25 protein-coding genes and 1 other RNA gene are annotated in these 25477 nt (G+C 48.8%); 9 read left to right on the top strand and 17 right to left on the bottom strand.

Annotation, left to right across the window (positions count from 1 at the left end; translation table 11 throughout):
* The first annotated feature begins 86 nt into the window (after positions 1–86).
* The gene (locus tag BN2106_RS06875; RefSeq protein ID WP_050697840.1) at positions 87–266 is read left to right on the top strand and encodes a hypothetical protein; all 180 of its coding nucleotides are present in this window, start codon (positions 87–89) and stop codon (positions 264–266) included.
* Positions 267–314: 48 nt separating this feature from the next.
* Here BN2106_RS06875 and BN2106_RS06870 read toward each other — a convergent pair whose 3' ends face one another.
* From BN2106_RS06870 to BN2106_RS16935, 4 genes are all read right to left on the bottom strand, one after another.
* Positions 315–1415 carry a DUF362 domain-containing protein gene (locus tag BN2106_RS06870; protein ID WP_050697839.1) on the bottom strand — a complete coding sequence of 367 codons (1101 nt, stop codon included), beginning with the start codon at positions 1413–1415 and terminating at the stop codon, positions 315–317.
* Positions 1416–1490: 75 nt separating this feature from the next.
* Positions 1491–1814 carry a hypothetical protein gene (locus BN2106_RS06865; RefSeq protein ID WP_207641703.1) on the bottom strand — a complete coding sequence of 108 codons (324 nt, stop codon included), beginning with the start codon at positions 1812–1814 and terminating at the stop codon, positions 1491–1493.
* Between the two features lie 133 nt (positions 1815–1947).
* Entirely contained in the window at positions 1948–2433 is a 486-nt protein-coding gene (locus BN2106_RS06860; protein WP_050697837.1) for a CYTH domain-containing protein, read from the bottom strand.
* Between the two features lie 424 nt (positions 2434–2857).
* On the bottom strand, positions 2858–3298 hold the full coding sequence (locus BN2106_RS16935) for an HDIG domain-containing metalloprotein (RefSeq protein WP_330379821.1): 441 nt from the start codon (positions 3296–3298) through the stop codon (positions 2858–2860).
* Positions 3299–3752: 454 nt separating this feature from the next.
* Here BN2106_RS16935 and BN2106_RS16090 point away from each other — a divergent pair, with 454 nt between their 5' ends.
* Positions 3753–4406 carry a hypothetical protein gene (locus BN2106_RS16090; protein ID WP_154666441.1) on the top strand — a complete coding sequence of 218 codons (654 nt, stop codon included), beginning with the start codon at positions 3753–3755 and terminating at the stop codon, positions 4404–4406.
* A gap of 1266 nt (positions 4407–5672) precedes the next feature.
* Positions 5673–6059 carry a BclA C-terminal domain-containing protein gene (locus BN2106_RS16930; protein WP_330379793.1) on the top strand — a complete coding sequence of 129 codons (387 nt, stop codon included), beginning with the start codon at positions 5673–5675 and terminating at the stop codon, positions 6057–6059.
* Between the two features lie 62 nt (positions 6060–6121).
* Here the strand turns inward: BN2106_RS16930 and pyk are convergent, their stop codons facing one another.
* Entirely contained in the window at positions 6122–7123 is a 1002-nt protein-coding gene (gene pyk, locus BN2106_RS06825; RefSeq protein ID WP_407921741.1) for a pyruvate kinase, read from the bottom strand.
* A 372-nt stretch (positions 7124–7495) separates the two neighbouring features.
* Positions 7496–8920, bottom strand: coding sequence for a spore germination protein (locus BN2106_RS06820; protein WP_082236402.1), 1425 nt, complete (start codon positions 8918–8920; stop codon positions 7496–7498).
* A gap of 194 nt (positions 8921–9114) precedes the next feature.
* Here BN2106_RS06820 and BN2106_RS06815 point away from each other — a divergent pair, with 194 nt between their 5' ends.
* Positions 9115–9489: a hypothetical protein gene (locus BN2106_RS06815; RefSeq protein ID WP_050697832.1), complete on the top strand. Its 375-nt coding sequence runs from the start codon at positions 9115–9117 to the stop codon at positions 9487–9489.
* A 216-nt stretch (positions 9490–9705) separates the two neighbouring features.
* Here the strand turns inward: BN2106_RS06815 and BN2106_RS06810 are convergent, their stop codons facing one another.
* The 7 genes from BN2106_RS06810 to pyrE form a co-directional block, all read right to left on the bottom strand.
* Entirely contained in the window at positions 9706–10410 is a 705-nt protein-coding gene (locus BN2106_RS06810) for a DUF4367 domain-containing protein (RefSeq protein WP_050697831.1), read from the bottom strand.
* Between the two features lie 10 nt (positions 10411–10420).
* A complete protein-coding gene (locus BN2106_RS06805; protein ID WP_154666440.1) occupies positions 10421–10972 on the bottom strand; it encodes an RNA polymerase sigma factor in 552 nt (183 codons plus the stop codon).
* A gap of 238 nt (positions 10973–11210) precedes the next feature.
* Positions 11211–14033, bottom strand: a complete 2823-nt coding sequence (uvrA, locus tag BN2106_RS06800; RefSeq protein WP_050697829.1) for an excinuclease ABC subunit UvrA — start codon at positions 14031–14033, stop codon at positions 11211–11213.
* A gap of 50 nt (positions 14034–14083) precedes the next feature.
* Positions 14084–16057 carry an excinuclease ABC subunit UvrB gene (gene uvrB / locus BN2106_RS06795; protein WP_050698450.1) on the bottom strand — a complete coding sequence of 658 codons (1974 nt, stop codon included), beginning with the start codon at positions 16055–16057 and terminating at the stop codon, positions 14084–14086.
* Positions 16058–16247: 190 nt separating this feature from the next.
* Positions 16248–16925, bottom strand: coding sequence for a Crp/Fnr family transcriptional regulator (locus BN2106_RS06790; protein ID WP_050697828.1), 678 nt, complete (start codon positions 16923–16925; stop codon positions 16248–16250).
* 404 nt (positions 16926–17329) lie between these two features.
* Positions 17330–18145, bottom strand: a complete 816-nt coding sequence (locus BN2106_RS06785; protein ID WP_050697827.1) for a JAB domain-containing protein — start codon at positions 18143–18145, stop codon at positions 17330–17332.
* 37 nt (positions 18146–18182) lie between these two features.
* Positions 18183–18764 carry an orotate phosphoribosyltransferase gene (pyrE, locus tag BN2106_RS06780; RefSeq protein ID WP_050697826.1) on the bottom strand — a complete coding sequence of 194 codons (582 nt, stop codon included), beginning with the start codon at positions 18762–18764 and terminating at the stop codon, positions 18183–18185.
* 196 nt (positions 18765–18960) lie between these two features.
* Here pyrE and BN2106_RS06775 point away from each other — a divergent pair, with 196 nt between their 5' ends.
* The 5 genes from BN2106_RS06775 to BN2106_RS06755 all read left to right on the top strand — a co-directional run bounded on the left by BN2106_RS06775 (position 18961) and on the right by BN2106_RS06755 (position 22375).
* On the top strand, positions 18961–19335 hold the full coding sequence (locus BN2106_RS06775) for a GntR family transcriptional regulator (RefSeq protein WP_050698449.1): 375 nt from the start codon (positions 18961–18963) through the stop codon (positions 19333–19335).
* 1 nt (position 19336) lies between these two features.
* The gene (locus BN2106_RS06770; RefSeq protein WP_050697825.1) at positions 19337–20209 is read left to right on the top strand and encodes an ABC transporter ATP-binding protein; all 873 of its coding nucleotides are present in this window, start codon (positions 19337–19339) and stop codon (positions 20207–20209) included.
* Entirely contained in the window at positions 20206–20832 is a 627-nt protein-coding gene (locus BN2106_RS06765) for an ABC-2 transporter permease (protein WP_050697824.1), read from the top strand. The genes BN2106_RS06770 and BN2106_RS06765 overlap by 4 nt, the downstream gene beginning before the upstream one ends.
* Positions 20833–20862: 30 nt before the next feature.
* On the top strand, positions 20863–21693 hold the full coding sequence (locus tag BN2106_RS06760; protein WP_050697823.1) for an MBL fold metallo-hydrolase: 831 nt from the start codon (positions 20863–20865) through the stop codon (positions 21691–21693).
* Positions 21694–21862: 169 nt separating this feature from the next.
* A complete protein-coding gene (locus BN2106_RS06755; RefSeq protein WP_050697822.1) occupies positions 21863–22375 on the top strand; it encodes a hypothetical protein in 513 nt (170 codons plus the stop codon).
* 140 nt (positions 22376–22515) lie between these two features.
* On the opposite strand, the gene recR is transcribed toward BN2106_RS06755, so the two are convergent.
* The 4 genes from recR to ffs all read right to left on the bottom strand — a co-directional run bounded on the left by recR (position 22516) and on the right by ffs (position 25331).
* On the bottom strand, positions 22516–23118 hold the full coding sequence (gene recR, locus BN2106_RS06750) for a recombination mediator RecR (RefSeq protein WP_050697821.1): 603 nt from the start codon (positions 23116–23118) through the stop codon (positions 22516–22518).
* Between the two features lies 1 nt (position 23119).
* Entirely contained in the window at positions 23120–23473 is a 354-nt protein-coding gene (locus BN2106_RS06745) for a YbaB/EbfC family nucleoid-associated protein (RefSeq protein ID WP_407921743.1), read from the bottom strand.
* Between the two features lie 71 nt (positions 23474–23544).
* A complete protein-coding gene (dnaX, locus tag BN2106_RS06740; RefSeq protein WP_050697819.1) occupies positions 23545–25158 on the bottom strand; it encodes a DNA polymerase III subunit gamma/tau in 1614 nt (537 codons plus the stop codon).
* A 74-nt stretch (positions 25159–25232) separates the two neighbouring features.
* Positions 25233–25331, bottom strand: an RNA gene (gene ffs, locus BN2106_RS15560) — signal recognition particle sRNA small type.
* Positions 25332–25477 lie beyond the last annotated feature (146 nt).

Raw genomic sequence — 25477 nt, 5'->3', positions numbered from 1 at the left:
ATGTTTTCTCTTTTTCCGCAGAAAATAAGACCGTATGCACACACATCAGACAAGCTGCATACAATCTTAGCTGTGGAGGTGCTTGCATGGATAACCGATACGGCGGTTACAACAAGGGTATGAATGGAGACATTGCAGCAGCAAACTATTTTGACAAGCTTCCTTTGGAAATGAAGGAAGAAATCAACCGGCGCGCTGCCGACATTCACTCATTTCAGGACCTGCGCGAAATTGCAGAATACCACGAACCGGACGAAGAGTCCTAAAATAGAACCGGCCCGGATACCATTTGTGTATCCGGGCCGGTTCTATTTTTAAATGCGGATTAATTCATATGCTTTATTGCCAAGTCCCATTTCTTCGGCATAGTCCACTGTGATACGCCAGTTGGTCGTAGGATGGGTCGTATCAAAGTGGTCGCCGTCCGGGCAGCCGTCAATCATACTGCCGCGTGTAACCGGCTGCTGATTGCAGAGATCTGCACAGGCCATATCTAACGCCACCGGGTCGTAGGACGCCAGCATGCCGACGTCCGGTATGATCGGAAGATCATTTTCCGCGTGGCAGTCACAGTAAGGCGATACGTCGCAGATCAGGCTAATGTGGAAACTGGGCTTTTCGCGCAAAATCGCAGCGGAATATTCCACAATTTTCATGTTCAAAATATCATTTGCCTCATCATCGGGCGATTTTACAGCATCAACCGGACAGGCGCCGATGCAGCGGCCGCAGCCCACACAGCGATTGTGGTCGATACTGGCTTTGCGGTCTGTGATCGTGACGGCAGAATGCGCACAGTTCTTCTGGCAGGAACCACAGCCCACACATAAGGACTGTTCAACAAAGGGCTTGCCGCTGCTGTGCATCTCCATTTTTCCCGCGCGGGAACCACATCCCATGCCAATGTTTTTAAATGTGCCGCCAAATCCCGTACATTCATGGCCTTTAAAGTGCGTCAAAGTGATCAGATTGTCCGCGTCCATCACAGCGCGGCCGATTTTGGCTTCCTTGACATACTTGCCATCTTCCACCGGAACCAGCGCCTCGTCCGTCCCTTTGAGACCGTCTGCGATAATCACATGGCAGCCTGTTGTAAACGGATTATAACCGTTCTCATAAGCAGAATCCAAATGATCCAGCGCGTTTTTGCGCCGACCGACATACAGCGTATTGCAGTCCGTTAAGAACGGCTTGCCTCCGTTCTCCTTGACAATATCGACGATGACCTTTGCGTAGTTGGGGCGCAGATAAGCCAAATTGCCCGGTTCGCCAAAATGGATTTTAATGGCGGTAAATTTATTCTGAAAATCCATCTGCTCGATTCCAGCTTTCTTTACCAGCTTCTCCAGCTTTTGCAGCAGGTTCTGGTTCATGCTGGCCCGGAAATCTGTAAAATACACCTTGGACTTCTCCATATGTTTTTCCTCCTGATTGATTCATTTTCTTCCTTCTTGTATTATAACAAATCGAATTTTGTATGACAATCGGATTTAGACATTTTTCCGGTTTCCTCCCGGCTGCATCCTGCGTCCCATCGCGGTGATCACACCCATCTGTGTATGGGCTGTCGCACGGAAGACGTCGCCCTGTACGTTTCCCTTGACGTTTAGATGAATCTTTCCAAACGTCGTCCTCACCTCGCTGGAAAAGACGCACTCTTCCCCCTGCACCGACCCACCGGAAAATTCGTGCCGGCCCCCCATCGCCTCCAAAACGCCGCTGAGCTTTTCCCCGTTCGTTACCAGCGTAATCATACCGCGCACCGGGCCTATCGGCGTTTGCATGGTGATGCTGTATTTACCGTCAACCATCATTTGATCCCCTTTCCCAAATACACAATGCCGTACCGAAAGCATCCGGTACGGCAATCTAATATACGGTCTTCTCTTTTAAAATATGCGGCATCATGCCTCTAAGTGCGCAATAAACGATGTTTAAACTCATTTTTTATTCTGTATTTGAACGGAGCGCCTCACACTTTCTCTGCCAATACCGTCCCATAGAATAATAGAGATCTTCTGTCACTTCATTGGAAAGAAACGCGGGCGGTACAAACGCCTTTGCCTCTTCCATCGACGCAAATTCCACCTCTGCAAACAGAAATTCTGTTGGCGTACCACAGTCCACCAAGCTGCACTCCAACCGGTAACCATCGAGCGCATAAACCTTGTAATCCTTTCGGATCATCGGCGCTTCCAAAAGCTCATGTAATTCATCAAATATATCCTGAGTAAGGTCCAGTTCGATTTCCTTCCTGCAAAGAGTTCCTTTCCCTTTAAAACACAGGACGTAATCTGTTCCGTTTACAGACTCTTTTTTCCGTATACGGACTACCGGTTGCGTACTGAGGTATCCCTGCCAAACAACTGCTTCTTCCAAAAGCGGCAATTCCGGAAAACCGGAGATCAGGAATTTTCTTTCAATTTCCTGCATGGAAATCCTCCTTTGATGTTTCTGCATTTATAATTCCATAAAGAAACTAATCCTCCGTAACAACTGAAAAACATTCTCTCAGCCGTCGGAAGCTCTGCTTCCGCTAACGGCGTGAGGTTATTATTCCATTAAGAGGCGCAGCCTCCATCATAACGGAACAATGTTCTCTCAGCCGTCGGAAGCTCTGCTTCCGCTAACGGCGTGAGGTTATTATTCCATTAAGAGGCGCAGCCTCCATCATAACGGAACAATGTTCTCTCAGCCGTCGAAAGCTCTGCTTCCGCTAACGGCGTGAGGTTATTATTCCATTAAGAGGCGCAGCCTCCATCATAACGGAACAATGTTCTCTCAGCCGTCGGAAGCTCTGCTTCCGCTAACGGCGTGAGGTTATTATAACATATTTCCCCTCTTAAACACAGACAAATCACGCCGGACAGGAAATCGCATGTTCCTTCGGTAGTAAGTCAAGATGCTGATCCACCTTCATCCATCGGTACACCCGGAAAATCTCCGCAAGCGCACACAGCTTATCCGCACTGCTGACAATAAAGCTCTCTTTATAGCGCGGCAGATACAGCGTCAGCGGCCACATGTGCTTAACGATAATATCTTTTTCCGTATCGTTCAGAGACGTCAGGCGCATGGCGTTGCAAAGCGCTGTAACAGGATGCATGGTCATATGGTTCCCTTCATGACTTTCTCTTTTCCGCCAATCGTAGAGGTAAAGGTCGTGCAGGAGGCCGCCTCGCGCCGCTGAAACAGCATCCAGTCCCATCTTCTTACAGATAATAAAGCTGAGATAAGCAACAAAAATACTGTGCTGAAAACAGTTAGCATCCTTAACATGCTGGGCTATTTGCTCCATTCTGCTCACTTGCGGCATATTTAAAAGGTCCTTTATGCAGGACTGAAATTCGGACAGGTTTGTTTGATTCCACATCATCATAACTCCTTATCGTTTATCTTCATGCTAGCAGTATATCATATGAAAATAAAAATCATCCGAATTTAAAAGTATTTTAAACGAAATGTAAGAAACGTGTAAGATTCTTTGCCTCTGGAAAAACTTTAAGAAACGCCGTTTTTTGCCAAACTTCAATGCTATAATGGTTTCCGTCTCCATCATCTGACTGTGTACAAGCCTTCCGACTGCCAAAGGATTGCGTTTTAAAATTGTTTACAAATTCGCATATTTCCAGCTGTACCGGGCAAACTTTCAGCAAAAGTCCGTCTACGTCAAAAACGCTTTTAAACCTGTTCATAACTTGTCCATACCCCTATGATAAGATTTGAGAAATTTTTGTAAGGAGAGATTTTGAATGTTGAAAAAAATGACCGCTGTATTTTTGATTACAGCCCTATCCTGTTTGTCTTTGATCGCCTGCAGTCCCAAAGAGGACACCGGCTCTTCTTCTCTGCCGGAATCGTCTGCCAATATATCGTCATCGTCCAGTGAGGTTTCTTCCGAAACATCATCCGAAAGTACAGATTCCTCCGCCACTTCTTCCAGCGGAGAAAGCTCCGGCGCCGCCGCGTCTTCAGAGGCCGCTCCTTCCAGCACGCCTCCCTCCGGCGCAAATGCATCCGGTACTACGGGTAAAAAATACACGGAAACCGATGAAAACTTCACTTTTAAAGATGGCGTATATAAAAGAATTTATGGCAACCGCGCCATGTTCATTGTAACAAAGGACGGCAGTTCCATGGAAACAAAGGAGCTGAACAAGCTTGCGGAAGAAACCGCAGGAACCTACTATAAAGACAAGTATTACTGTACCGTGGTCTTCGTAAAACCCGATAAGGACGATGGCACCTTCGACATCACCAACAAAAAGTCGGATGAGCGCATTGCCACCGTCATTTCGCTCCACAAGCCCGATTCCTCTAAAATGACGATCAATCTGAAAGAACGTCCCCTGCAGGAATACATTGACAAACAGATTGCAAAGGCAAAGGTAAGCAAAAAAGCATAAACAAAACCGGCCGCATGGATAAATGTTCCATGCGGCCATTTTGTATCCGAAAAACGTTCCTCCGCATAAACTGTATTTGGAGTATTCCAAATCTTCGATCGGAGGTTTTAAAAGGTGAAAATCTATTCAAATGAAAGTTTTAATCAAAATTGCTGTCCGCAACCCTCCTGCTGCTGTCCTGTTCCCTGCCCCATTCCCGGACCTACAGGGCCTACTGGACCGACGGGACCTGCCGGTGGCCCCACAGGACCAACCGGAGCAACAGGAGCAACCGGTGCGACAGGTGCAACGGGCGCAACAGGCCCGCAGGGATTTCCCGGCGTACCAGGACCGACCGGACCAACCGGTGTAACAGGACCTACGGGTGCTACCGGTACAACAGGCCCGCAGGGATTTCCTGGCGTACCAGGACCGACCGGGCCAACTGGTGTAACTGGACCCACGGGTGCTACCGGCGACCGCGGTTTAACCGGACCAACCGGCCCACAGGGCATCCAAGGGATCCAAGGTCCGGAAGGACCTGCCGGACTGGTCGGACCAACCGGCGCAACGGGTGCAACAGGCGTATCCGGCCCCACTGGTGCAACAGGGCCGGAAGGGCCGCGCGGACCAAGCGGTGCGACTGGTCCACAGGGCGTTCAAGGGATTCAAGGACCTGAAGGGCCGACCGGTGCAACAGGAGCCAATGGTGTTTCTGTAACCGGAGCGACTGGTGCAACAGGCGCTACCGGTGAAACTGGCCCAACTGGAGCCACTGGCGCTACAGGCGTAACCGGCCCTACCGGAGCCACCGGTGCAGCTGGCGTCAGCATCACTGGAGCGACCGGTCCAACGGGAGCCACAGGTGCCACCGGGGTTGGGGTAACCGGACCTACAGGTGCTACCGGAGTTACCGGACCCACTGGAGCAACCGGCGCAGATGGCGTCAGTATTACCGGCGCCACAGGTCCGACTGGCGTTACGGGCCCAACTGGCCCAACCGGGCCAACGGGAGCTACAGGTGCTACTGGAATTGGTGTAACCGGACCTACGGGTGCCACTGGACCAACTGGTGCGACTGGAATTGCCGGCGCTTCTATAACAGGCGCAACGGGAGCCACAGGTGCAACTGGTGCGACGGGACCCACGGGAGCCACAGGGCCAACTGGACCAACCGGTGCTACCGGTGCGACTGGAATTGCCGGCGCTTCTATAACAGGCGCGACGGGAGCCACAGGTGCAACTGGTGCGACGGGCGCTACAGGGGCAGCTACAACCGCCAACAGCATGAGCGCGCTGAATACCAATGGCGCAACCATTGCCGTTGTCTTGGGGGGAACACCTGTTCCGCTGCCAAATGACCAGGTACTGGATAGCTTTACAGTTAATGCTGCAAATGATACTTTCACAGTCCCTGTTACCGGCACGTATTTGATCACGTACGATGTCAAAACCACAGCCAGCCTGTTGCTTTCTTCCCGCGTCCTATTAAATGGAACGCCGCTCGCGGGAACCATTTTTGCACCCGCTGTCTCCGTGAGTAATTTGTCTGCAACCCGTATTGCGCCTCTCGCCGCAGGAGATACGCTGCAGCTGCAGCTGTTTGGACTGCTGGGAGCCGCTGTTTTACAGGGTGGCAATGGAGCCAACCTGACCGTAGTTCGCCTCGCATAACAATTTCAATTGATAACCGCAAGGAGGCTGGATCTCATATCTTGAAATCCAGCCTCCTTATATTATTGGCAGAACTGCAACGCACCCTCCGCAGTCTTTACCAAATAATGCATTGCCTCTACCGGAAAATCGCCTGCTGCAGTTTCTCCCGTCAGCATGAGGGACGAAGCGCCGTCCAGTACCGCATTAAAAATATCGGATACTTCAGCCCTGGTTGGTACTGCACTTTTTTGCATGGAATGAAGCAGCTGCGTCACCACCATAAAAGGCATTCCGGCATTCCTACAGGTCTTGGCAATCTGTTTTTGCACGCTGGGCAGCTCCCACAGTGGCATACTGTTGCCCAAATCTCCCCGGGCGATGACAATGTGATCCGCATAGGGTAATAAATCCGGCAAAGCGTCTACGCCTTTGAGATTTTCAATTTTTGCAAAAATCTGTATATGCTCGCTATCTGCCCGCTGCAGCGTCTCCCTAAGCGTCAGCAAGTCCTGCGCGTTGCGCACAAAAGGAAGCATAACGCCTGTTACGCCGTATTCTTTTGCGTGCGACAGCTGGTATCGATCTTGATCGGTCAAAGTCGGCTGGTGCAATTCTACTCCTGGAACCGCAATGCTTTTTCTGGAACGCAGGACGCCGCCGCGCTCTACCGCGCAGATAATCGTATCCGCCACGCAGGATGTGACACGCAGCAAAAGCGACCCATCATCCAGCAGTATTTCCTGTCCAGGAACCACTGAGGAAACAACAGACTGTGGTACCGGAATTTCTGTTTGGCCCAAAAGAACAGACGCACCATCCACCAAAAGAGCAGGCTCAGGCAATGTGCCAATGCGCAGCTCCGGTCCCTGCAGATCGATCAGCAACTGCGGCGCAACGCCAGCTCTTTCCGCTGCTTTTTGTAATTCCTCCAGCCACGGCTGAGATTGTTCCAGACCGGAATGAGAAAGATTGAGCCGTACGCCCGTCATTCCCTGCCGAAACAACGCATAAAGCGTTTCTTCCGTTTGGCAGGAAGGCCCCAATGTGCCATAATATGTAATATTTGTTGTTAATCGTTTCAAACTTTTCGTTCCTCTCCACTCGTTTGTTTCATTGTAATCAGAAAACAGGCGGATTGCAAGATCATTCCAGATATTCACAATATGGTTTCCGTTTTTTAACGCTGACGTTGCAGTTCATTCAAACTGTATACACATTCAAATTCTATACTAATGACATCGAAAAAAACTGTTACAGTCTGAAAGGTGGTCGGAATACCGGCTTGTCAGACTCGACAGACCAAATAAAATCCCTTTGTCCGTTTCCTGCACCGGAGACAAGCAGGGGTTTACATATAAAAATTCGTTTCATGCCCTCCTTTCTTTTTAGCGCAGCGATTTCGCTGCGCTTTTTCTATGCCATATAAAAAACAGCCGCATAAAAGCGGCCGTTTTTCAGGTATTTTGATCATTGATCCTGCGCCGTATCAACAAGCGTGACAAGGCTTTTCCATCAAATGGCAGCAGTGGATAGAGATACCCCCTGCCCGTTATAGTCTTACTACACAAGAGAACCAGCAGGACAATGGCAAGTCCCGCCAAATATCCCCACAGATGAAACAACGCAGTGAAAATCAAAATCATAACCCGGAATAATTTGAATGCATATCCCAGTTCAAAACTTGGCTGCGTAAAATTGGAAATTGCCACAAACGCCATAAAGAGGACTACCTCCGGTACAAACCATTTGGCCTGTACCGCAAAATCTCCCAGGACCAGCGCACCTACCACACTAAAGGAATTGCTCAGGACACTCGGCGTATTTAAAGAAGCCAGCTTTAAACCGTCTATGATAAATTCGATCAACAGCAGCTGTACAATTACCGGCACGCTGTTCGGCTCTTCTATTTGAATAAATTCTAACCAGGTTGGAATCCACTGCGGATTGCTGACCAGCAAAAACCAGGTCGGCGTTAAAATGAGGGTCAGCAAAAACACCACCATTCGTACAATGCGTAGGTAGGTTCCGATCAGCGGAGGAAAATAGTAATCGTTCGTATCCTGTACAAAATCAATAATGGAAGTGGGCAGCACCATCGCAGATGGCGAGTTATCCACCAGAATAACAATACTTCCTTCGATCACGCTGGCTGCCGCCGCGTCGGGACGCTCCGAATAACGCACCTTGGGAAACGGGTTGTACCATTTTGGCTTAACCAGGCATTCGGCTAAACTTTCCTGACTCATCGTCAAAGTATTGATCGTAACGTTCCGCAGCTTTTCCTTGACGTTTTTCAGGATTTTGGGATCCACCGTATCCGCCATGTAGCAGATCACCACATCCGTTTTCGATTTTCTTCCAATCTGCATGATATCCATCGTCAGACTTGGGTCGCGGATTCTGCGGCGGATCAGCGAGGTATTATGCACCAGGGTTTCCACAAAGCCGTCGCGGGAGCCGCGCAGCACCCGATCGTCGTCCGGCTCGCTCACGCTCCTGGTCGGATAGGTCCTGGCGTCGATCATCATCGCCTGGTCGTACCCTTCCAGCAGCAAGCAGATCGTTCCGGATAAAACACCGGTCACCACTTTTTCCGGGTCTGTCTCACAGTCTGTCTCCACATAGGTAATGAACGCATCGGCAAATTGCTGCGTCGATGCAACGCCTTCCAGATCCTTTGGCGAAAGCGACATCAGGTATTCCATAATTTTTTCCATGATATCGTCTTTGACAAAGCCGTCGATAAAATACAGCACCGCGCTGCGTCCCGCAACTTTTATATTGCGGCCAATCAAATCAAAGCTTGCATCCAACCGGAGCAGCTGTTCCATTTGTTTTTTATTTTGCTGAAAATCCTTGCACAAGGAAACCTTTTCCATTCCAACGCCTCCTGCTGTTTCTACCGTTATTATGGCAAAACCGCAGGAATTTATGTGAAAACAGGATTGCTCGTTTTTCATTCACATTCTTCACAAAATTGTTACCCAAATCGTTATTAAATTAACTTTTATTGACATTTTCCTCCCACCACCGTATACTTAAAATACAAAATAAAAATAAAGGGGTGCTTATTATGACGACTAACCCATTGTTGTTGCTGGATAACAACTCTATGATTTCTGTGATGAATCGCGGAACCTTTAAATGCACAGACCTCACTTTTGACGAGGCCAAAGCCATCATCGATATGCACCCGGAAGAAGACATCTTAAAATGTTTTACCAATCTGGATATTGAAGACATCATTTTCGGATATCTGGAAATTCAGAAACGCAACTTCCAGCATAAACGCTTTCGGGATATGCATGTTGGTCAGGACGGTTTGGTTTTCAAGCTCTATACAACACCTTCAGAGACACAACCCGTTATTCAAACCGATAAGGGCAATGAAGCCAAAAAGATTCAGAATATATATGTATATTGCCAGTTGGTTTCCCGAGTGGAATAACAATCAGAATATTTACCCTGCATCCTGTGACTGGATGCAGGGTTTTTTATAGCATTTCTCAGCAAAGTAAAAAACCGTCCTGTTTGCACAGAACGGTTTTTTGAGGAAGAATTTATGAAAAAGAAACTTGTAACCAATTGTTTTCTCTTGCGATGGTTACAGTATACAAAGCGAATGTGAACGTTTGTTGATGGAAATCAAAACTTTTTGCGAATCCTATTCCGCTTGTACCTGGATCTGCATACTGTTTGCAATCTCTACCAATTCGGACTTGGTCAATTCTCCATCAATCGCAATGATGTAGAACTGATACAAACTGTCCGTCCATAAGAGGATCTGCCGTTCTTTTTTCTCCGCATACAAAGCCTCTTCGCCCCATACCCAAGCAGTTTCTTTCCGTGCCCCTTCCGTATCCACTTTAAGACGGCCTCCACTGTATTGCCGAATCAGTATTTCGCCGGAGCCGTCTTCCTCCTCATATTTAAGGATCGACATTTTATGCTTTTCATTGACTGTATAGGATGTTTGTATGTATCCCTCTGGTATTACCTCCGGAAGATATCCTAAAAAGGGCTGATCCTTTGCCGATTTCGTCTGGTTTATCGCAATTTCGGTATGTGTGTTAAACATCCCTGTAAATATCCCAATCAACCATTCGCGTGCAGCTTGTACCGACATGACAGCTGTGAACGCTGTAACCAACAGTGCCAGGAAAAACATGGCGGCACGTTTTGAATAGCGGATTAGTTTACTGGTAAAGGGAGAACGCTCCTCTTCCCGGATCAATCCCATGATTCTGCGATCAAAGCGTCTGCTCACCGGATACCGTTCTGCCAACTCTTCCTGTGACGGAAGCTCTTCCAGTTCGGAAAGCATAACCTGGTGCAGAGCAGCATGCAAAAGTTCGTCGGTCAGCTCCATATAAAACCTCCTATTCCTTTAACGTGTTGCTCAATTTCTTCCTGCCTCTTTGCAGAATTTTCTTTATATTCGGCAAATTTAAGCCGGTAATCTCGGTAATTTGTGTAAGGGATAGCTCGTTTAAATATCGAAGCATAAACACATCACGATAGTTTTGTGGAAGAGCGTTAATTGCATGCAACAATCTTTCGTAGCTTTCCTGATTCTCAATTTCTACATAAGGTTTTAAACGGCTGGACGTCGGCGTATCCGCCGATATATCTTCAAAATATACATCCACCTCTTCTTTATCTTTCCGCAGTAAATCAATGCAGGTGGACCGCATCACCAGAATGATAAAGTTTTTTGTTTGCGCACAATCGATTTCTCCGATTTTGGAAAAGTTTTTAATGATCCGAACAAAGGCTTCCTGTACAGCGTCTTCCCGTTCTGTCTGTGTATGAAAATAGTCGTTGGACACATGAAACATTAAATGCTTATAAGTCTGATATACCGCTTCAAACTTCCTTTGATCGTCTTCGTCGTCAATCAAGGCCAACAAGGTTGCGAGCAACTTTTCCACATCCCCTACTGTTTTTCGCCAATAAACATATTATACAATTTTCTGCAAATATTTCAATTACTACGCCTTATCTTTTTTCCAGATTGCAACCAAAAATCAGGCTGGGAAAGCGCCTTTTTTGCATAAAAACGTTGTATTTTCTGAAAGGTCAAGCCCACTTCTCTGCTGACGAAACACCCTTTTACTCAAAAATGCACCCGGGCTTTTATATAAATCCCGGGTGCATTTCCTCTATTTTCTAGTTTAAAACTTTTTTAAGATATTTTCCCGTATAGGAGGCTTCCACTTTTGCCACCGCTTCCGGCGTTCCTGTAGCTACAACGGTTCCGCCGCCGTCGCCGCCCTCCGGACCAAGATCGATAATATAATCCGCCGTTTTAATTAAATCCAGATTATGTTCAATTACAATGACGGAATTTCCTGCGTCCACCAGCTTTTGCAGCACTTCAATCAACTTGTGTACATCCGCAATGTGCAATCCCGTGGTCGGCTCATCTAAAATATAGATCGTGCGCCCTGTGGACCGCTTACTCAGCTCGGTTGCAAGCTTGACGCGCTGCGCCTCGCCGCCGGACAACGTAGTTGCCGGCTGACCAATCTTGATATAGCCCAATCCGACATCCTGCAAAGTCTGCAACTTGCGGGCAATCCGCGGCAGATTGGAGAAAAACTCCAGCCCCTCCTCCACGGTCATCTCCAGCACATCATAGATGCTTTTTCCTTTATAATTGATCTCCAGTGTCTCCCGATTGTAGCGTTTTCCCTTACAAACGTCGCAGGGCACATAGACATCCGGAAGAAAATGCATCTCAATTTTAATAATGCCGTCGCCCTGACAGGCCTCACACCGTCCGCCCTTCACATTAAAAGAAAACCGGCCGGAATTAAAGCCGCGCAGTTTAGCGTCCTGTGTGGAAGCATACAGTTCCCGGATATCGGTAAACAAGCCCGTATAGGTCGCCGGATTGGAGCGGGGCGTACGGCCAATCGGCGCCTGGTTGATTTCAATCACTTTATCAAGTTCTTCCACACCCTTAATCTGCTTGTGTGCACCGGGGCGGCATTTGGCGCCGTTGAGCGTTGACGCCAGATATTTATACAGGATCTCATTGATCAGCGAGGATTTTCCGGAGCCAGACACGCCCGTCACGCAGACCAGTTCTCCCAAAGGGAAATCCACTGTAATATTCTTCAGGTTGTTCTGCGTCGCGCCGACTACCCGCAGCTTCTTTCCATTCCCTTTGCGGCGCTTTTCCGGCACCTCAACCTTGCGTACACCGCTCAAATATTGCCCAGTGATCGAGGCTTCACAGTGAAGGATATCCTCCGGCTTTCCATTAAAGATGACATTTCCGCCGTGAATCCCCGCACCCGGGCCAATATCCACAATGTGGTCCGCCGCACGCATGGTATCTTCGTCGTGCTCTACGACGATCACGGTATTCCCAATGTCCCGCAGGTGCTGCAGCGTGGCAAGCAGCTTGTCGTTATCCCGCTGATGCAATCCAATGCTGGGCTCGTCCAGGATATACAGGACGCCCATCAGAGAGGATCCGATTTGTGTCGCCAAACGGATGCGCTGGCTCTCTCCGCCGGAAAGCGTCCCGGATGCACGGGAAAGCGTCAGATATTCCAGCCCGACACTCTGTAAAAAGCCCAGCCGGCTTTTAATTTCTTTCAGGATGGCATGGGCAATCATCGTGTCGCGTTTGTTCAGCTCCAAATGATTGACAAAATCCAGCGCCTGCGAAACGGATTTATCGCAGAAGTCTGCTATATTGATGCCTCCAACCGTGACTGCCAAGCTGATTGGAGAAAGCCGCTTTCCATGGCAATCGTCACAGGGAATGGCACTCATATAGGTTTCAATTTCCTCTTTGATCCAGTTGCTCTGTGTCTCCCGGAAACGGCGTTCCAAGTTGTTAATAATCCCTTCAAACTCCGTCTGGTAAACGCCGCTGCCATATTCATTTTTTCGCTCCACACGGATCTTTTCCCCTTTGGTTCCATAGAGCAAAACGTCAATGGTTTCCTTCGGCAGTTCGCCAAGCGGCGTATCCAGCGAAAAATGATAGTGCTTTGCCAGCGCCTGCATATACATTACAGCGATGGTGCTGCCTTCCATTGCCCATCCGCTGGCCTTTAATCCGCCCTGGTTGATGGACAGTTTTTTGTCCGGTATGATCAAATCCGGGTCAATCTTCATAAACACACCCAGACCGGTACATTTCTGGCAGGCGCCGAACGGGTTATTAAAGGAAAACATCCGCGGCGTCAGTTCCTCCACACTTGCGCCGTGCTCCGGGCAGGCATAGTTCTGACTGAATGTCAGGTCCTTTCCTTCCTGTGTGCTGACAACAAGAATACCGCCGGAAAGAGAGGATGCCGTTTCAATGGAGTCAGCCAGGCGCGAACGGATATCCGGGCGAATCACCAGACGGTCCACCACGATCTCGATGGTGTGTTTACTGTTCTTTTGCAGCTTAATCTGTTCCGACAGGTCGTAGATGATTCCATCCACACGAACACGCACAAATCCGCTTTTTCTGGCCGCTTCAAATTCCTTGACATGTTCTCCCTTTCGTGCGCGCACCACAGGAGCCAGCACCTGGATTTTTGTTCCCTCTTCCAGCTTCAGCACCTGATCCACAATCTGATCCACCGTCTGCTGTTTGATCTCCCTGCCACAGACCGGGCAGTGTGGGATGCCGATGCGGGCATACAAAAGACGCAAATAATCGTAAATTTCCGTCACGGTTCCCACTGTGGAACGCGGGTTCTTGGAGGTTGTCTTTTGGTCAATGGAAATAGCGGGAGAAAGTCCCTCGATATAGTCCACGTCCGGTTTTTCCATCTGTCCCAGAAATTGACGCGCATAGGAAGAAAGCGACTCCACATAGCGCCGCTGCCCCTCCGCGTAAATTGTATCAAAGGCAAGGGAGGACTTTCCGGAACCGGAAAGCCCTGTAAATACGATCAGCTGGTCGCGCGGAATTTCAATATCCACATTTTTCAGATTGTGTTCGCGCGCGCCTTTAATAAAAATGTTCTTTGTTGTCATACCTGGTTCCTTTCCCCATTCTCAGCGCTGTAAAACAGCTTTCACTGATCTTATTTTCCCGACTGCAACGCCTTAATCTTATCGCGCAGGTATGCGGCATGCTCAAATTCCAGCAATTTTGCCGCAGCTTTCATCTCTTTTGTTAATTGTTCAATTTGCTGTTTGCGCTCCAACGCCGTCAGGCGCTTGCCTTTCTTCGATTTCTTCTCGTCCTTGTGCGTGGATATTTCCAGCACCTCGCCGACCTTTTTTACAATCGTTTTGGGCACAATCCCATGCACTTCATTGTATTTCATCTGAATCGTGCGGCGGCGCTCCGTCTCCCGAATTGCGGACTCCATGGAAGGTGTGACGGTATCCGCGTACATGATGACCTGTCCCTTCGCATTTCGAGCGGCACGGCCGATCGTCTGGATCAGGGAGCGCTCCGAGCGGAGGAACCCCTCCTTGTCCGCATCCAAAATGACCACCAGCGAAACCTCCGGAATATCCAGGCCTTCGCGCAGCAGGTTAATACCGATCAGAACGTCGAATTCTCCCAGCCGCAGGTCGCGCAAAATTTCCATGCGTTCCACCGTATCTATATCATGGTGCATGTAGCGCACGCGAATTCCCATGTTTTCCAAGTAGGAAGTCAAGTCCTCCGCCATCTTTTTAGTGAGCGTCGTCACCAGAATCCGTTCCTGGTTGGCCGTGCGAAGATTAATTTCTGAAATCAGGTCGTCGATCTGCCCATCCGTCGGCTTTACAATAATTTCCGGATCGATGAGGCCGGTCGGACGGATTACCTGTTCGACGATTTGTGCCGAATGCTCCTTTTCAAAATCGCCCGGCGTCGCACTGACAAAGATCGCCTGATTGACATGTGCATAAAACTCGTCAAAATTCAGCGGACGGTTGTCATAGGCAGACGGCAGACGGAATCCAAAGTCGATCAGCGTTTGCTTTCGCGCATGATCGCCCGCATACATGGAGCGCACCTGCGGCAGCGTTACATGGGACTCGTCCACAAACAGAAGGAAATCGTCAGGAAAGTAGTCCAGCAGCGTACAGGGCTGGCTGCCTGGCTCGCGGCCGGAAAGGACACGGGAATAGTTTTCAATTCCTTTACAGAATCCGATTTCGCCTAACATTTCCATATCGTATTGGGTGCGCTCCCGGATGCGCTGCGCCTCGATCAACTTGCCATTTTCTTCAAAGAAACGGACGCGCTCCTCCATTTCCTGCTCCAAATCGCGGATCGCATGCTGCATTTTTTCCCGCGGCACAATGTAATGAGACGCCGGATAAATCGCCACATGGCGCAGTTCTGCTTTAAACTCGCCGGTCAAAGAGTTGATCTCACTGATCCGATCGATTTCATCGCCGAAAAATTCTACCCGTATGACGGTATCGTTCGACTGCGCAGGAAAAATCTCCACAACATCGCCGCGCACACGGAACTTGTTTCGTATAAAATTGATGTCGTTGCGCTCGTACTGAATTTCCACTAACTTGCGCAGCAATTCGTCGCGGCTCTTCTGCATACCGGGCCGCAGGGATATGACCATGGTCCGGTAATCAATCGGATCGCCCAAGCTGTAGATACAGGATACGCTCGCTACAATGATAACATCGCGGCGCTCAGACAGCGCGGAAGTTGCCGAATGCCGCAACTTATCGATCTCGTCGTTGATAGCGGAGTCTTTTTCAATATACGTATCCGTCGTCGCAATGTACGCTTCCGGCTGATAGTAATCGTAATAGGAGACAAAGTATTCCACGGCGGAATCCGGAAAGAACTCGCGGAACTCATTGCAAAGCTGCGCCGCGAGCGTCTTATTGTGCGCCAGGACCAGCGTTGGACGCTGTGTCTGCGCAATGATATTGGCCATGGTAAACGTCTTACCGGAGCCTGTTACACCCAAAAGCGTCTGTTCCCGGCACCCTTGATGAACGCCGTCCACCAGCTTTGCAATGGCCTGCGGCTGATCCCCGGTGGGCTGATATGGCGACGCCAGTCTAAATAATCCTTGCTCACTCATATAGTATTTTCCCCATTTTTTATTCCAGACACAAATGGTATCGTTGTCCATATATGCCTTTTGCAATCAAGAACAAATGTTTTTCTTCAACTATTTTACTTCTTTATAAATTGTTTGTCAATGCTTCTGTTCTATATCCGGACATTTCTACAAAACCGTGAAACGTTCGCCCACACAACAGAGTATTTTGCTAGATTCGATCGATTTCCTGAAGCAACCGGAACCGATTTCGATCGAACTGCAAAACGCCTTCGTCACGCAGTTTGCCCAATTCATTGGACATTGCACTGCGGTCCACTGATAGATAATCGGCAAGCTGCTGCCGGTTATAGGGAATTTCAAACGAGGCGCTGCCCCTGCGCAGAGACTCCGCAGACAAATAGGATAATAGCTTGTCCCGCGTGGTCCGTTTTGACATATGCATCATTTTTTCGTTCATCGCCAGATTCTTGGCCGCGAGGACAGACAATAAATTACGCACCAGCCGCGCATGAAATTCACATGTTGATGCGCAAACATGCAGCACGCGATGTACATCCAAATATAAAACGGTCGCCGGCTCTGCCGCAAAAACACGCACATTGGAGACCGCACCTGGAACACAGGCATATGTCTCCGCAAAGAGTTCCCCAGGCAGAACCTTCATCAATATGTTGCGGTTGCCCCAGAAATCTTCCTGTACCACGTGTACGCTCCCCGTAAGAACCATTCCCACCGCATCCACCGCTTCGCCTAAACGGAGAAGCGGCTGGTTCCGTTCATATTCTTCCGTGCGCGCAGCCAGGCATTGCAGCATTCGTTCCGCTTCGCTTTGCACAACGCCGCTGAACAGCTGCGAATGCAATATAATGGGTAAATACGTTTTCATTATTGAACCCCCGTTGTAAAAGCAACATATTTGTTTGATTTATTGTAATACAAATTTTTCATTCGGTCAATAGACTACAGACCATTCCTTTGATCCCTCTAGAAATATTCGACGAACGACCGCCATCTTTTGTTGAGAGGAAAGCCACGGTACATGAAAAACAAACGAAATCGATCTGTTCTCTCACTATAAATATCTGCAAATCAGCACTTATATCATCAGTTAAAATACTGTATATTATAAATTCTTAGTAACTCAGTATTTTTTGTTCACTTAAAACAGCGGCCGGATTAAATTAAACCTGCTTATGCAACTATTCTTTACTTTTAATAGGAAAACCGTAAAAGAAACAGGCTCCGGTACATCCACACGGAATTACCGAAGCCTGTTTTTTGTTTTAAATCTTAATCATCAAAGTCGTCTGCTGCCCGCATTTCCCGCATCGGCAAACTGGAATCGGAAAATACTTCCGGCAGCAATTCACTCTCCCGAATCGATGTAAAATCGTCCCCTGCCACAATGATATGATCGATCAGCAAAATATCCACGGTGCGGAGCGCTTCAAAAACGCGGGATGTTACGCTTAAATCCTGCCGGCTGGGAAGGGCAACACCGCTCGGATGGTTGTGGGAAAGCACCGCATAGACCGCTTTATTTCTCGTTGCGAGGGAAACCACCTTTTGCACATAGATGTTGGAGGTCGTCGCGTTTCCCTCATTGATGACATCACAAAAAAGAATCCGGTTGGCACTGTCCAGCAGAAGCAAAACCACCACCTCATGGGATAAACCAATGAACTGTTTCGACAGATACTCTCCCATCTCTTGGTAATCGCACAGCCGTTTACGGCCGGACTGCCGATCTTTTTCGTAGCAACGCGCTATCTCCGGAATCATTTTGATATAAGCTGCCGTGACTTTCCCAATGCCTTTTACTTTTACCAGTTCTTCATATGGTGCATCCAGCACACCGGAAAAGGACCCAAACCGCTGGATTAGTTCATGCGCCAACGGGTTTGTATTGTGGCGCGCCTGGACTGCATAGAGTAAGTACTCTACTTTTTCATGCGGTTCAAATGCATCAAGACCATATTTTAGACACTTTTTACGCATGCGTTCTCGATGCATCTTGTGGAGTTCATCGGCTTCCTTCTTCCGCCGCTTTGCTTCATATAGATCTTTTGGCATTTCATTCGATTTACCGGCGGACTTTTTCACCACTGCCCCGCCTCCTTTTGCCAGCAGCTGCCGTCCCGGTTTAGACCTTGCGGCTGCCCGGCTTTACCGGCTCACCCATGCCGGCTTTACAAAGCGGGCACTCGTCTGCTTCCCAGGATTCCACATCCACGGAGATGACGGATTTAAACGGCACGCCAAAATCGATTTTACCGCCGGTGCGGTCTACGATCGATCCAACGCCGACAACGTCGCCGCCAGCAGCCTTTACCAGATCAATGACTTCACGAACAGAACCGCCGGTTGTCACAACGTCCTCTACAATCAGCACCTTCATGCCGGGTGTCACCACAAAGCCGCGGCGCAGGGTCATCTTACCCTCTTCATCCCGCTCGGCAAAGAAATTTTCACATTTGAGAGGACGGCTTACCTCATACGCCATCTGAACCGCGCCCATCGCCGGACCGATGACAACCTGCACACCATCGTTCTGATACTGTTCCGCCAACGCGGCGCAAAGCTCTTCACTGTACTTCGTATTGCGGAAAATTTTTGCACACTGCAGATACTTATTGCTGTGCCGGCCGGAAGTCAGGCGAAAATGCCCCTCCAGCAAAACGCCCGCTTCCTTGAGGATTTCCATAACTCTTTCCTGTGTGATCATATTGCATTCTCCTTCTCATCTTCGATAGAAATATTGCTAAAATTATAACCCAAAACCATCCGTTTGGAAAGTATTTTATCGATTCCTGTCTGAAAAGATTCTTCTTCTAACATTTTCCTATTGACAAATGTAAATAAATATTATATTGTATATACATTACATATACAATATAACAGATTGAGGGGGAGGAATGCAGTTGGAATTATTCATTAGTAATACCGACGGAATCCCAATCTATGAACAGATCGTCACACAAATCAAAAACATGATTTTAAATGGAACACTACAGGATGGAGAGGCTCTCCCCTCCATGCGGTTTTTGGCCAAGGAATTGCGCATCAGCGTCATTACCACCAAACGCGCTTATGAGGAATTAGAGCACGAAGGGTTTATCACTTCCATCGTTGGCAAGGGAAGCTTTGTTGCCGCTAAAAACGCGGAACTATTCAAAGAACAACAGCTGCGCGCTGTGGAAGAATCGCTGTCCAAGGCGGTGGAAACCGCCAAAGTCTATGGAATCCCCTTGGAAGAATTACAGGAAACACTTTCAATACTATATGGAGATGATTGATATGCCTAACGAAACATACTGCATTGATACAAAAAATCTGACAAAGCGGTACAGCAGCGGCTTTACGCTGGACCACCTGAACCTGCAGGTCCCCACTGGAAGCGTAATGGGACTGATCGGTGAAAACGGCGCGGGTAAAACCACGACGCTGAAACTGCTCCTGAATCTCATAAAAAAGGAGGAAGGCAGTATGCGGCTTCTGGGACTTGATCCAGAGAAAAACGCCGATTTAATCAAAGAACAAATCGGCGTTGTATTCGACGAAAACCATTTTCACGATAGCTTTTCCGCTATGGATATAACCAAAATCATGCGGGGAATTTACAGCAATTGGGATGACGCCGCATTTCAGCGCTACTTGCACGCCTTCCAGCTCCCCAAGGACAAAAAATGCAAAGATTTTTCCCGCGGTATGAAGATGAAGCTTTCCATCGCCGTAGCCCTTTCCCATCATCCCAAACTGTTGATCCTGGATGAGGCTACCAGTGGTCTGGACCCGGTCGTCCGCGATGAAATCCTTTCCATCTTTTTTGACTTCATCCAGGACGAAAGCCACACCATCCTGATGTCCTCCCATATTACCAGCGACCTGGAAAAGATCGCCGACTACATCACATTTCTGCACGAGGGCAAGGTTGTATTCAGCGGCGTCAAGGACGATATTATGGGGCAGTATGGTATTTTAAAATGCGGCAGCCAGGAGCTGGATACAATCGATCCGGCATTGATTGTCAAAATCCGTAAAGGCAGTTTTGGATGCGAAGCGCTGGTCAAAGATAAAAAGGCAGCGCGCCGCCGTTATCCGAATTATGTGATCAACAACCCCAGCTTGGAGGACATTATGGTATTTTATGTGAAGGGAGAAAACAAATGAAAGGCTTCATTTTAAAGGAATTCCTTCTCTTAAAGAAGGGCATGGGTCCTTATTTCGCATTTCTGATGGTTGCGGCACTATTTTTCAGCATCACCGCCGGTGTTTCCGCCACTGCTTCCATGATTCCGTTCTTTTTTTCGATTTTAATTATCAGCACTTTTTCTTACGATGATATGGCGCGCTGGGATCCCTTTGCTGTTTCCACACCCGTTTCCAGAAAGCGAATCGTAAACGCCAAATATATCACCGCATTCCTCTTTTCGCTGTTGGGCGCTCTTACCTCCTGCTTGATCAGCTTGGTGGTTCTGCTGATTCAAAAACAGCCTTGGACATTTGAAATCACCCTGTGCATCCTTGTTGCAATGGGGTCCTCCCTGTTGCTAAACGCAGTCATGATTCCTTTGATTTACCGGTTTGGAGCGGAAAAAGCAAGGCTATTTTTGATTCTGCTTGTTTTTATCCCAATCGGCCTGGGGATTCTTGCACAAAACATGGGTTTCCAAATTTCCGTCGGACAGGAAACTGTCGTCAGCTTAATGGCATTTTCCCCGGTTCTGGCATCCCTGCTGCTGATCCCGTCGTGCATGATCTCCCAGCGCATCTATATAAACAAAGAGTTTTGACCGCCACTTTTATGGATAAGGAGAAGCAACATGCATGTGCAAACGCTTGTGGAAAACACTTCCCATCTTGCAGGTTTACAGGGGGAGCACGGCCTGAGCCTCTATATTGAAACAGGCCGTCACAAAATTCTGTTTGACACCGGTGCAAGCGCCCTGTTTGCGAAAAACGCCGCTGCAATGGGAATTGACCTTTCCTCAATCGATCTGGCCGTCCTCTCCCATGGACACTACGACCATGGAGGCGGGCTGGCCACATTTCTGGAACTGAACCACACCGCGCCAGTCTATCTTCAGGAAGAAGCTTTAGGTGCACATTATTCCAAAACACCTGCCGGCTATTCGTTTATTGGTCTGGATTCTTCTCTGAAAGGCCGCCTTCGTTTGATTCCCGTACACGAGCATCTGCGGATTGATGAAAACCTGAAACTGTTTTCTCACGTTCACGGGCCGCATTCCCGGCCAGACAGTAACCAAAACCTGTATATACGGAACGAAAACACGTACCATCCAGACCCCTTTATCCACGAACAGAATCTGGCCCTGACGGAGGGAAATTGCCGCGTCCTTTTGGCTGGCTGCGCACATTGCGGAATTCTTAATATCCTGAGAGAATACAAACGCCTGTTTGGCGGCTGTCCGGATTATGTGATCGGCGGATTTCACTTGACAAGTCCCCGCACGGGAAGGTGTGCTAAGCTTTCCATGATCAAAGAACTCGCCAAAACATTAAAGGAAACGCCCACCGTTTACTATACCTGCCATTGCACGGGACTGGAAGTCTACCAGATTTTAAAAGAACAAATGGGTGAACAAATACAGTATCTCTCTACCGGAATGTTCCTGCAATTACCGCATACATAAAAGGCAAAGTGGTTCAGTGTCAATGAAGCTTTTGCGCAGCTTCTGATGACATTTTGTGATATGAGACATTTGACAATACTGCGGGCAGTTTGTATTCTCCGTACAGAAAAGGATAAATGCAAACGTGTCAACACAAGGTTTAAAAAAATAAAGCCGGAGGACAAATAGCATGATAGAAACACATATAGCCGAAGAACCGTTTCATTTTATTCAGGAGAAAGATAAAATCTTTATCATAGAATTCACCAAAGCGCTTGAAGAAATGGGCTATACCTATGGCGGTGAGATTGGAAGCGGATACTGTTGGGGAAAATATATGCTTATTTTTAGAAAGGCAAATGTGAAATCCAAAAATGTTGTAGCACGCATTTATATAAAAGACGATTCCATTGTCCTCAGATTGTTTTTTAACCATGTTACAAAGCATGCCGCCTATATAAGCGCTTCACCTGCACATATTCAAAACGCCTTTACCGGCGATTACGGGACATGCAAACATTGCAAAGGAGATTCATGTAAATTTCGGAAGGACTATGAAATAGACGGTGTGAAATACGAAAAATGCAACGGCACGACATTTGAATTCCACGATCCGAAAATCGAAAATCTCGCATATTATCTCGCTTTGTTCAAAGAATTCTATCCGCTTTCCAAAAAACGATCAATACCTGACAGAGAATAGTCATTTTATCGCAGAGGGCGCACAAAGACGCATTCTTCGCAGGATTGCTTGTGAAATTTTCCGCCACCTTTTGCTCCCTGAAATTTCATCTTATAAAAAAACAGAGCCGTCTAAAAAGGCGGCTCTGTTTTTGTGTAATTTTAAATTTCACTGCGCCCCTCGATCGCACGGGAAAGCGTCACTTCGTCTGCATACTCCAGGTCGCCGCCCACAGGAATCCCATAGGCAAGCCGTGTCACTTTTACGCCCAGCGGCTTCAGCAAACGAGAAATATACATTGCCGTCGCTTCGCCCTCCACAGTGGGATTGGTCGCCATAATGACCTCCTGTACCTCGCTGTTTCCGATGCGCGCCAGAAGCTCTTTGATGCAAAGCTGCTCCGGCCCAACACCATTCAGCGGGGAGATTGCGCCGTGCAGCACGTGATAGGTCGCATTGAACTCATGCGTCCGTTCCAGTGCAATGACATCACGCGGGTCCTCCACCACACAAATAATGGAAGGATCACGGTCCTTATCCCGGCAGACCGGACAAAGCTCCTGATCCGTCAGATTGCAGCACACTTTACAGTAATGAATCTTTTCATGCGCTTCCAGGATCGCGTTGGCAAAATTAGCTGCGCCCTCCTTGGAAAGGCCCAGCACATAATAAGCCAGCCTCTGCGCGCTCTTATGACCGATTCCGGGCAGCCGCTCGAATTGTTCGATCAGACGCGACAACGGGGCTACATTATAAGAAGGCATTTTACAGGATTCCCGGCATATTAAAGCCGCCGGAGATTTTCTCCATCTTATCGGCCTTTTCCTCAGAAGCAGCACGCAGTGCTTCGTTTACCGCGCCACGGACCAAATCCGCAAGCATCTCTACATCTTCCGGATCCACAACTTCCGGTTTGATCTCAATGGACTGTACTTCCAGGCTGCCGCTGACGGTCGCTTTTACTGCGTCGCCGCCGGCTGTCGCCGTATATAACTTTTTATCCAGCTCCGCGCTGGCCGCGTCCATCTCCTCCTGGATTTTCTGTGCCTGACGGGCAAGCTGTTGGATATTTGCAGAATTTCCCCCGCCGTAACCCTGTGGTAATCTTGCTTTCATGATAAAAACCCCTTTTCAAAATTTTAGGCGCCCTTTCGGGCGATTTTATTCAACCATACTATATTGTTGGTATTTTACACTTTTGTCACCGGAATCCCCGCATCCTCTGCGGCACCGGCCAATTGTAGAAGTGGGTCCGCCTGCTGCTCTTCCGCTTTTTTTGAGCGGTACGGGCCAAGCTTGTACACCCTTCCGGTCACCTGCTGAATCGCTTCCCGCATCTTATCCCGCTGCGCCGATTTCCGAAGCAGTTCAAAAGCCATCTCCTTCGGCGCGTCAATTAAAACATAATCCCCGCTGACATAAGCGGAAGACCCGGTAAACGCGGCGGAAATTGCTGCGGAATACTCTTTGAGTATATGCAAAATCTCCGGCCACTCTGCAAGGCGTTTTGCCTCCTGCTTGAGCTGCTGCGACTTTTCTTCCACCTTTGGTGCGGGCAGCGTGTCCGCCGCGGCAGAAACTTCTTCCCGAACCGGCTCCTCCGGCAATTCCATTGCAACCGGCGTTTCCTGTACTTCTGGTTTTTGCTTCGCCGCCGGAACCCTGGTTACCCCGCGCTCCAGCGCCTCAATCCGGCGCACAAGCGCATCAGCGGTGTCGTCCAGCTCAGGGGAACAAAGCTTAATCAACGCCATCTCCATTTCAATCCGCCGGTCCCCGCCGCGGTACATCTTTTCCAAAGCGGCCTGCATTCCATCTAAGCAGTGCAGTATTACCGGCAAAGGTGTGGATAGCGCCTGTTTTGTCATCTTTTCAAACTCATCATCCGGCACAGCAAGAATTCCGCGCGCATTTTTCATGGTTTTAATCAGCATCAACCCTCGAAAATGGGCAGACAGCTCTTCACAAAGCCGCGCCATATCCTTGGAAGACCGATGCATCTGATCGACCATTTCCAATGCGGCAGCTGAATCGTGTTCCTGTACAGCGGAGGACAACGCAAACAAATGGTCGCGCCCCACAAGACCGACCGTTTCCTGCACAACGTCCAGTGAAACCGTTTTGCTGCGTCCCAGACATTGATCCAGCAGGGAAAGTGCGTCGCGCAATGCACCATCCGCCAGACGGGCCAGCAGTAAGCCTGCCTGCTCGTCCAACACAGCCCCCTCCTGTTCCGCAACATAGGAAAGACGCGCTGCAATTTCCTGCGGAGGAATCCGCCGGAAATCAAACCGCTGGCACCGTGACAGAATCGTTGCGGGCAGTTTGTGGACCTCCGTGGTGGCAAGGATAAAAACCACATGCTCCGGCGGCTCTTCCAACGTCTTCAACAGCGCATTAAAAGCGCCTGTGGAAAGCATGTGGACCTCATCAATAATGTAGACCCGGTATTTGGCGGCGGCAGGCGTGAAGTTCGCCTCTTCCCGCAGAGAACGGATATTGTCGACGCCATTGTTGCTGGCGGCATCAATCTCTACGATATCCATTACGGAACCGTTTTCGATTCCGCGGCATATCTCACATTCTCCGCACGGATCACCATCCTTCAGGTTCAGACAGTTGACCGCTTTTGCCAGGATTTTGGCACATGTTGTTTTACCCGTCCCTCTGGAACCGGTAAACAGGTACGCGTGCGCAATCCGGCCCGCCGTAAGCTCGTTTTTGAGCGTGGTGGTTACCTGCGGCTGCCCCACTACATCGGCAAAAACCTGCGGGCGCCACTTCCGGTACAATACTTTATACATACCGTGCACCTCCTCAAACAAACGGAAAGCAAGGACAGCCGCCTTGCGACGGTATCGTGTAACAGGATATGCAGACGAACAGACCACCTGCATCGCACCGGGCAACTCCGCTTAATGCTGCTCGGTTCCCCGCCTGACATGGTTCACGGCGCCCCGTCGTACAGAGCCCGCCCGCCTGCATATCCTGTTACACGCATTGCTGCCTTGCTTTCTCAGCGAGCTATGCTGTAAGGCATAAATCACCTGACTTTTGCTATTATAGCTTATTTTATGTAAAAAGGCAAGAGTCAACTGCAATCGTTTTATAAAAGTTCATTCA

This window comes from Anaeromassilibacillus senegalensis (assembly GCF_001261775.1).
GTDB lineage: Bacteria > Bacillota > Clostridia > Oscillospirales > Acutalibacteraceae > Anaeromassilibacillus > Anaeromassilibacillus senegalensis.
Note: the sequence above shows the minus strand (reverse complement) of the source record. Positions and strands in the feature narration are given on the sequence as shown.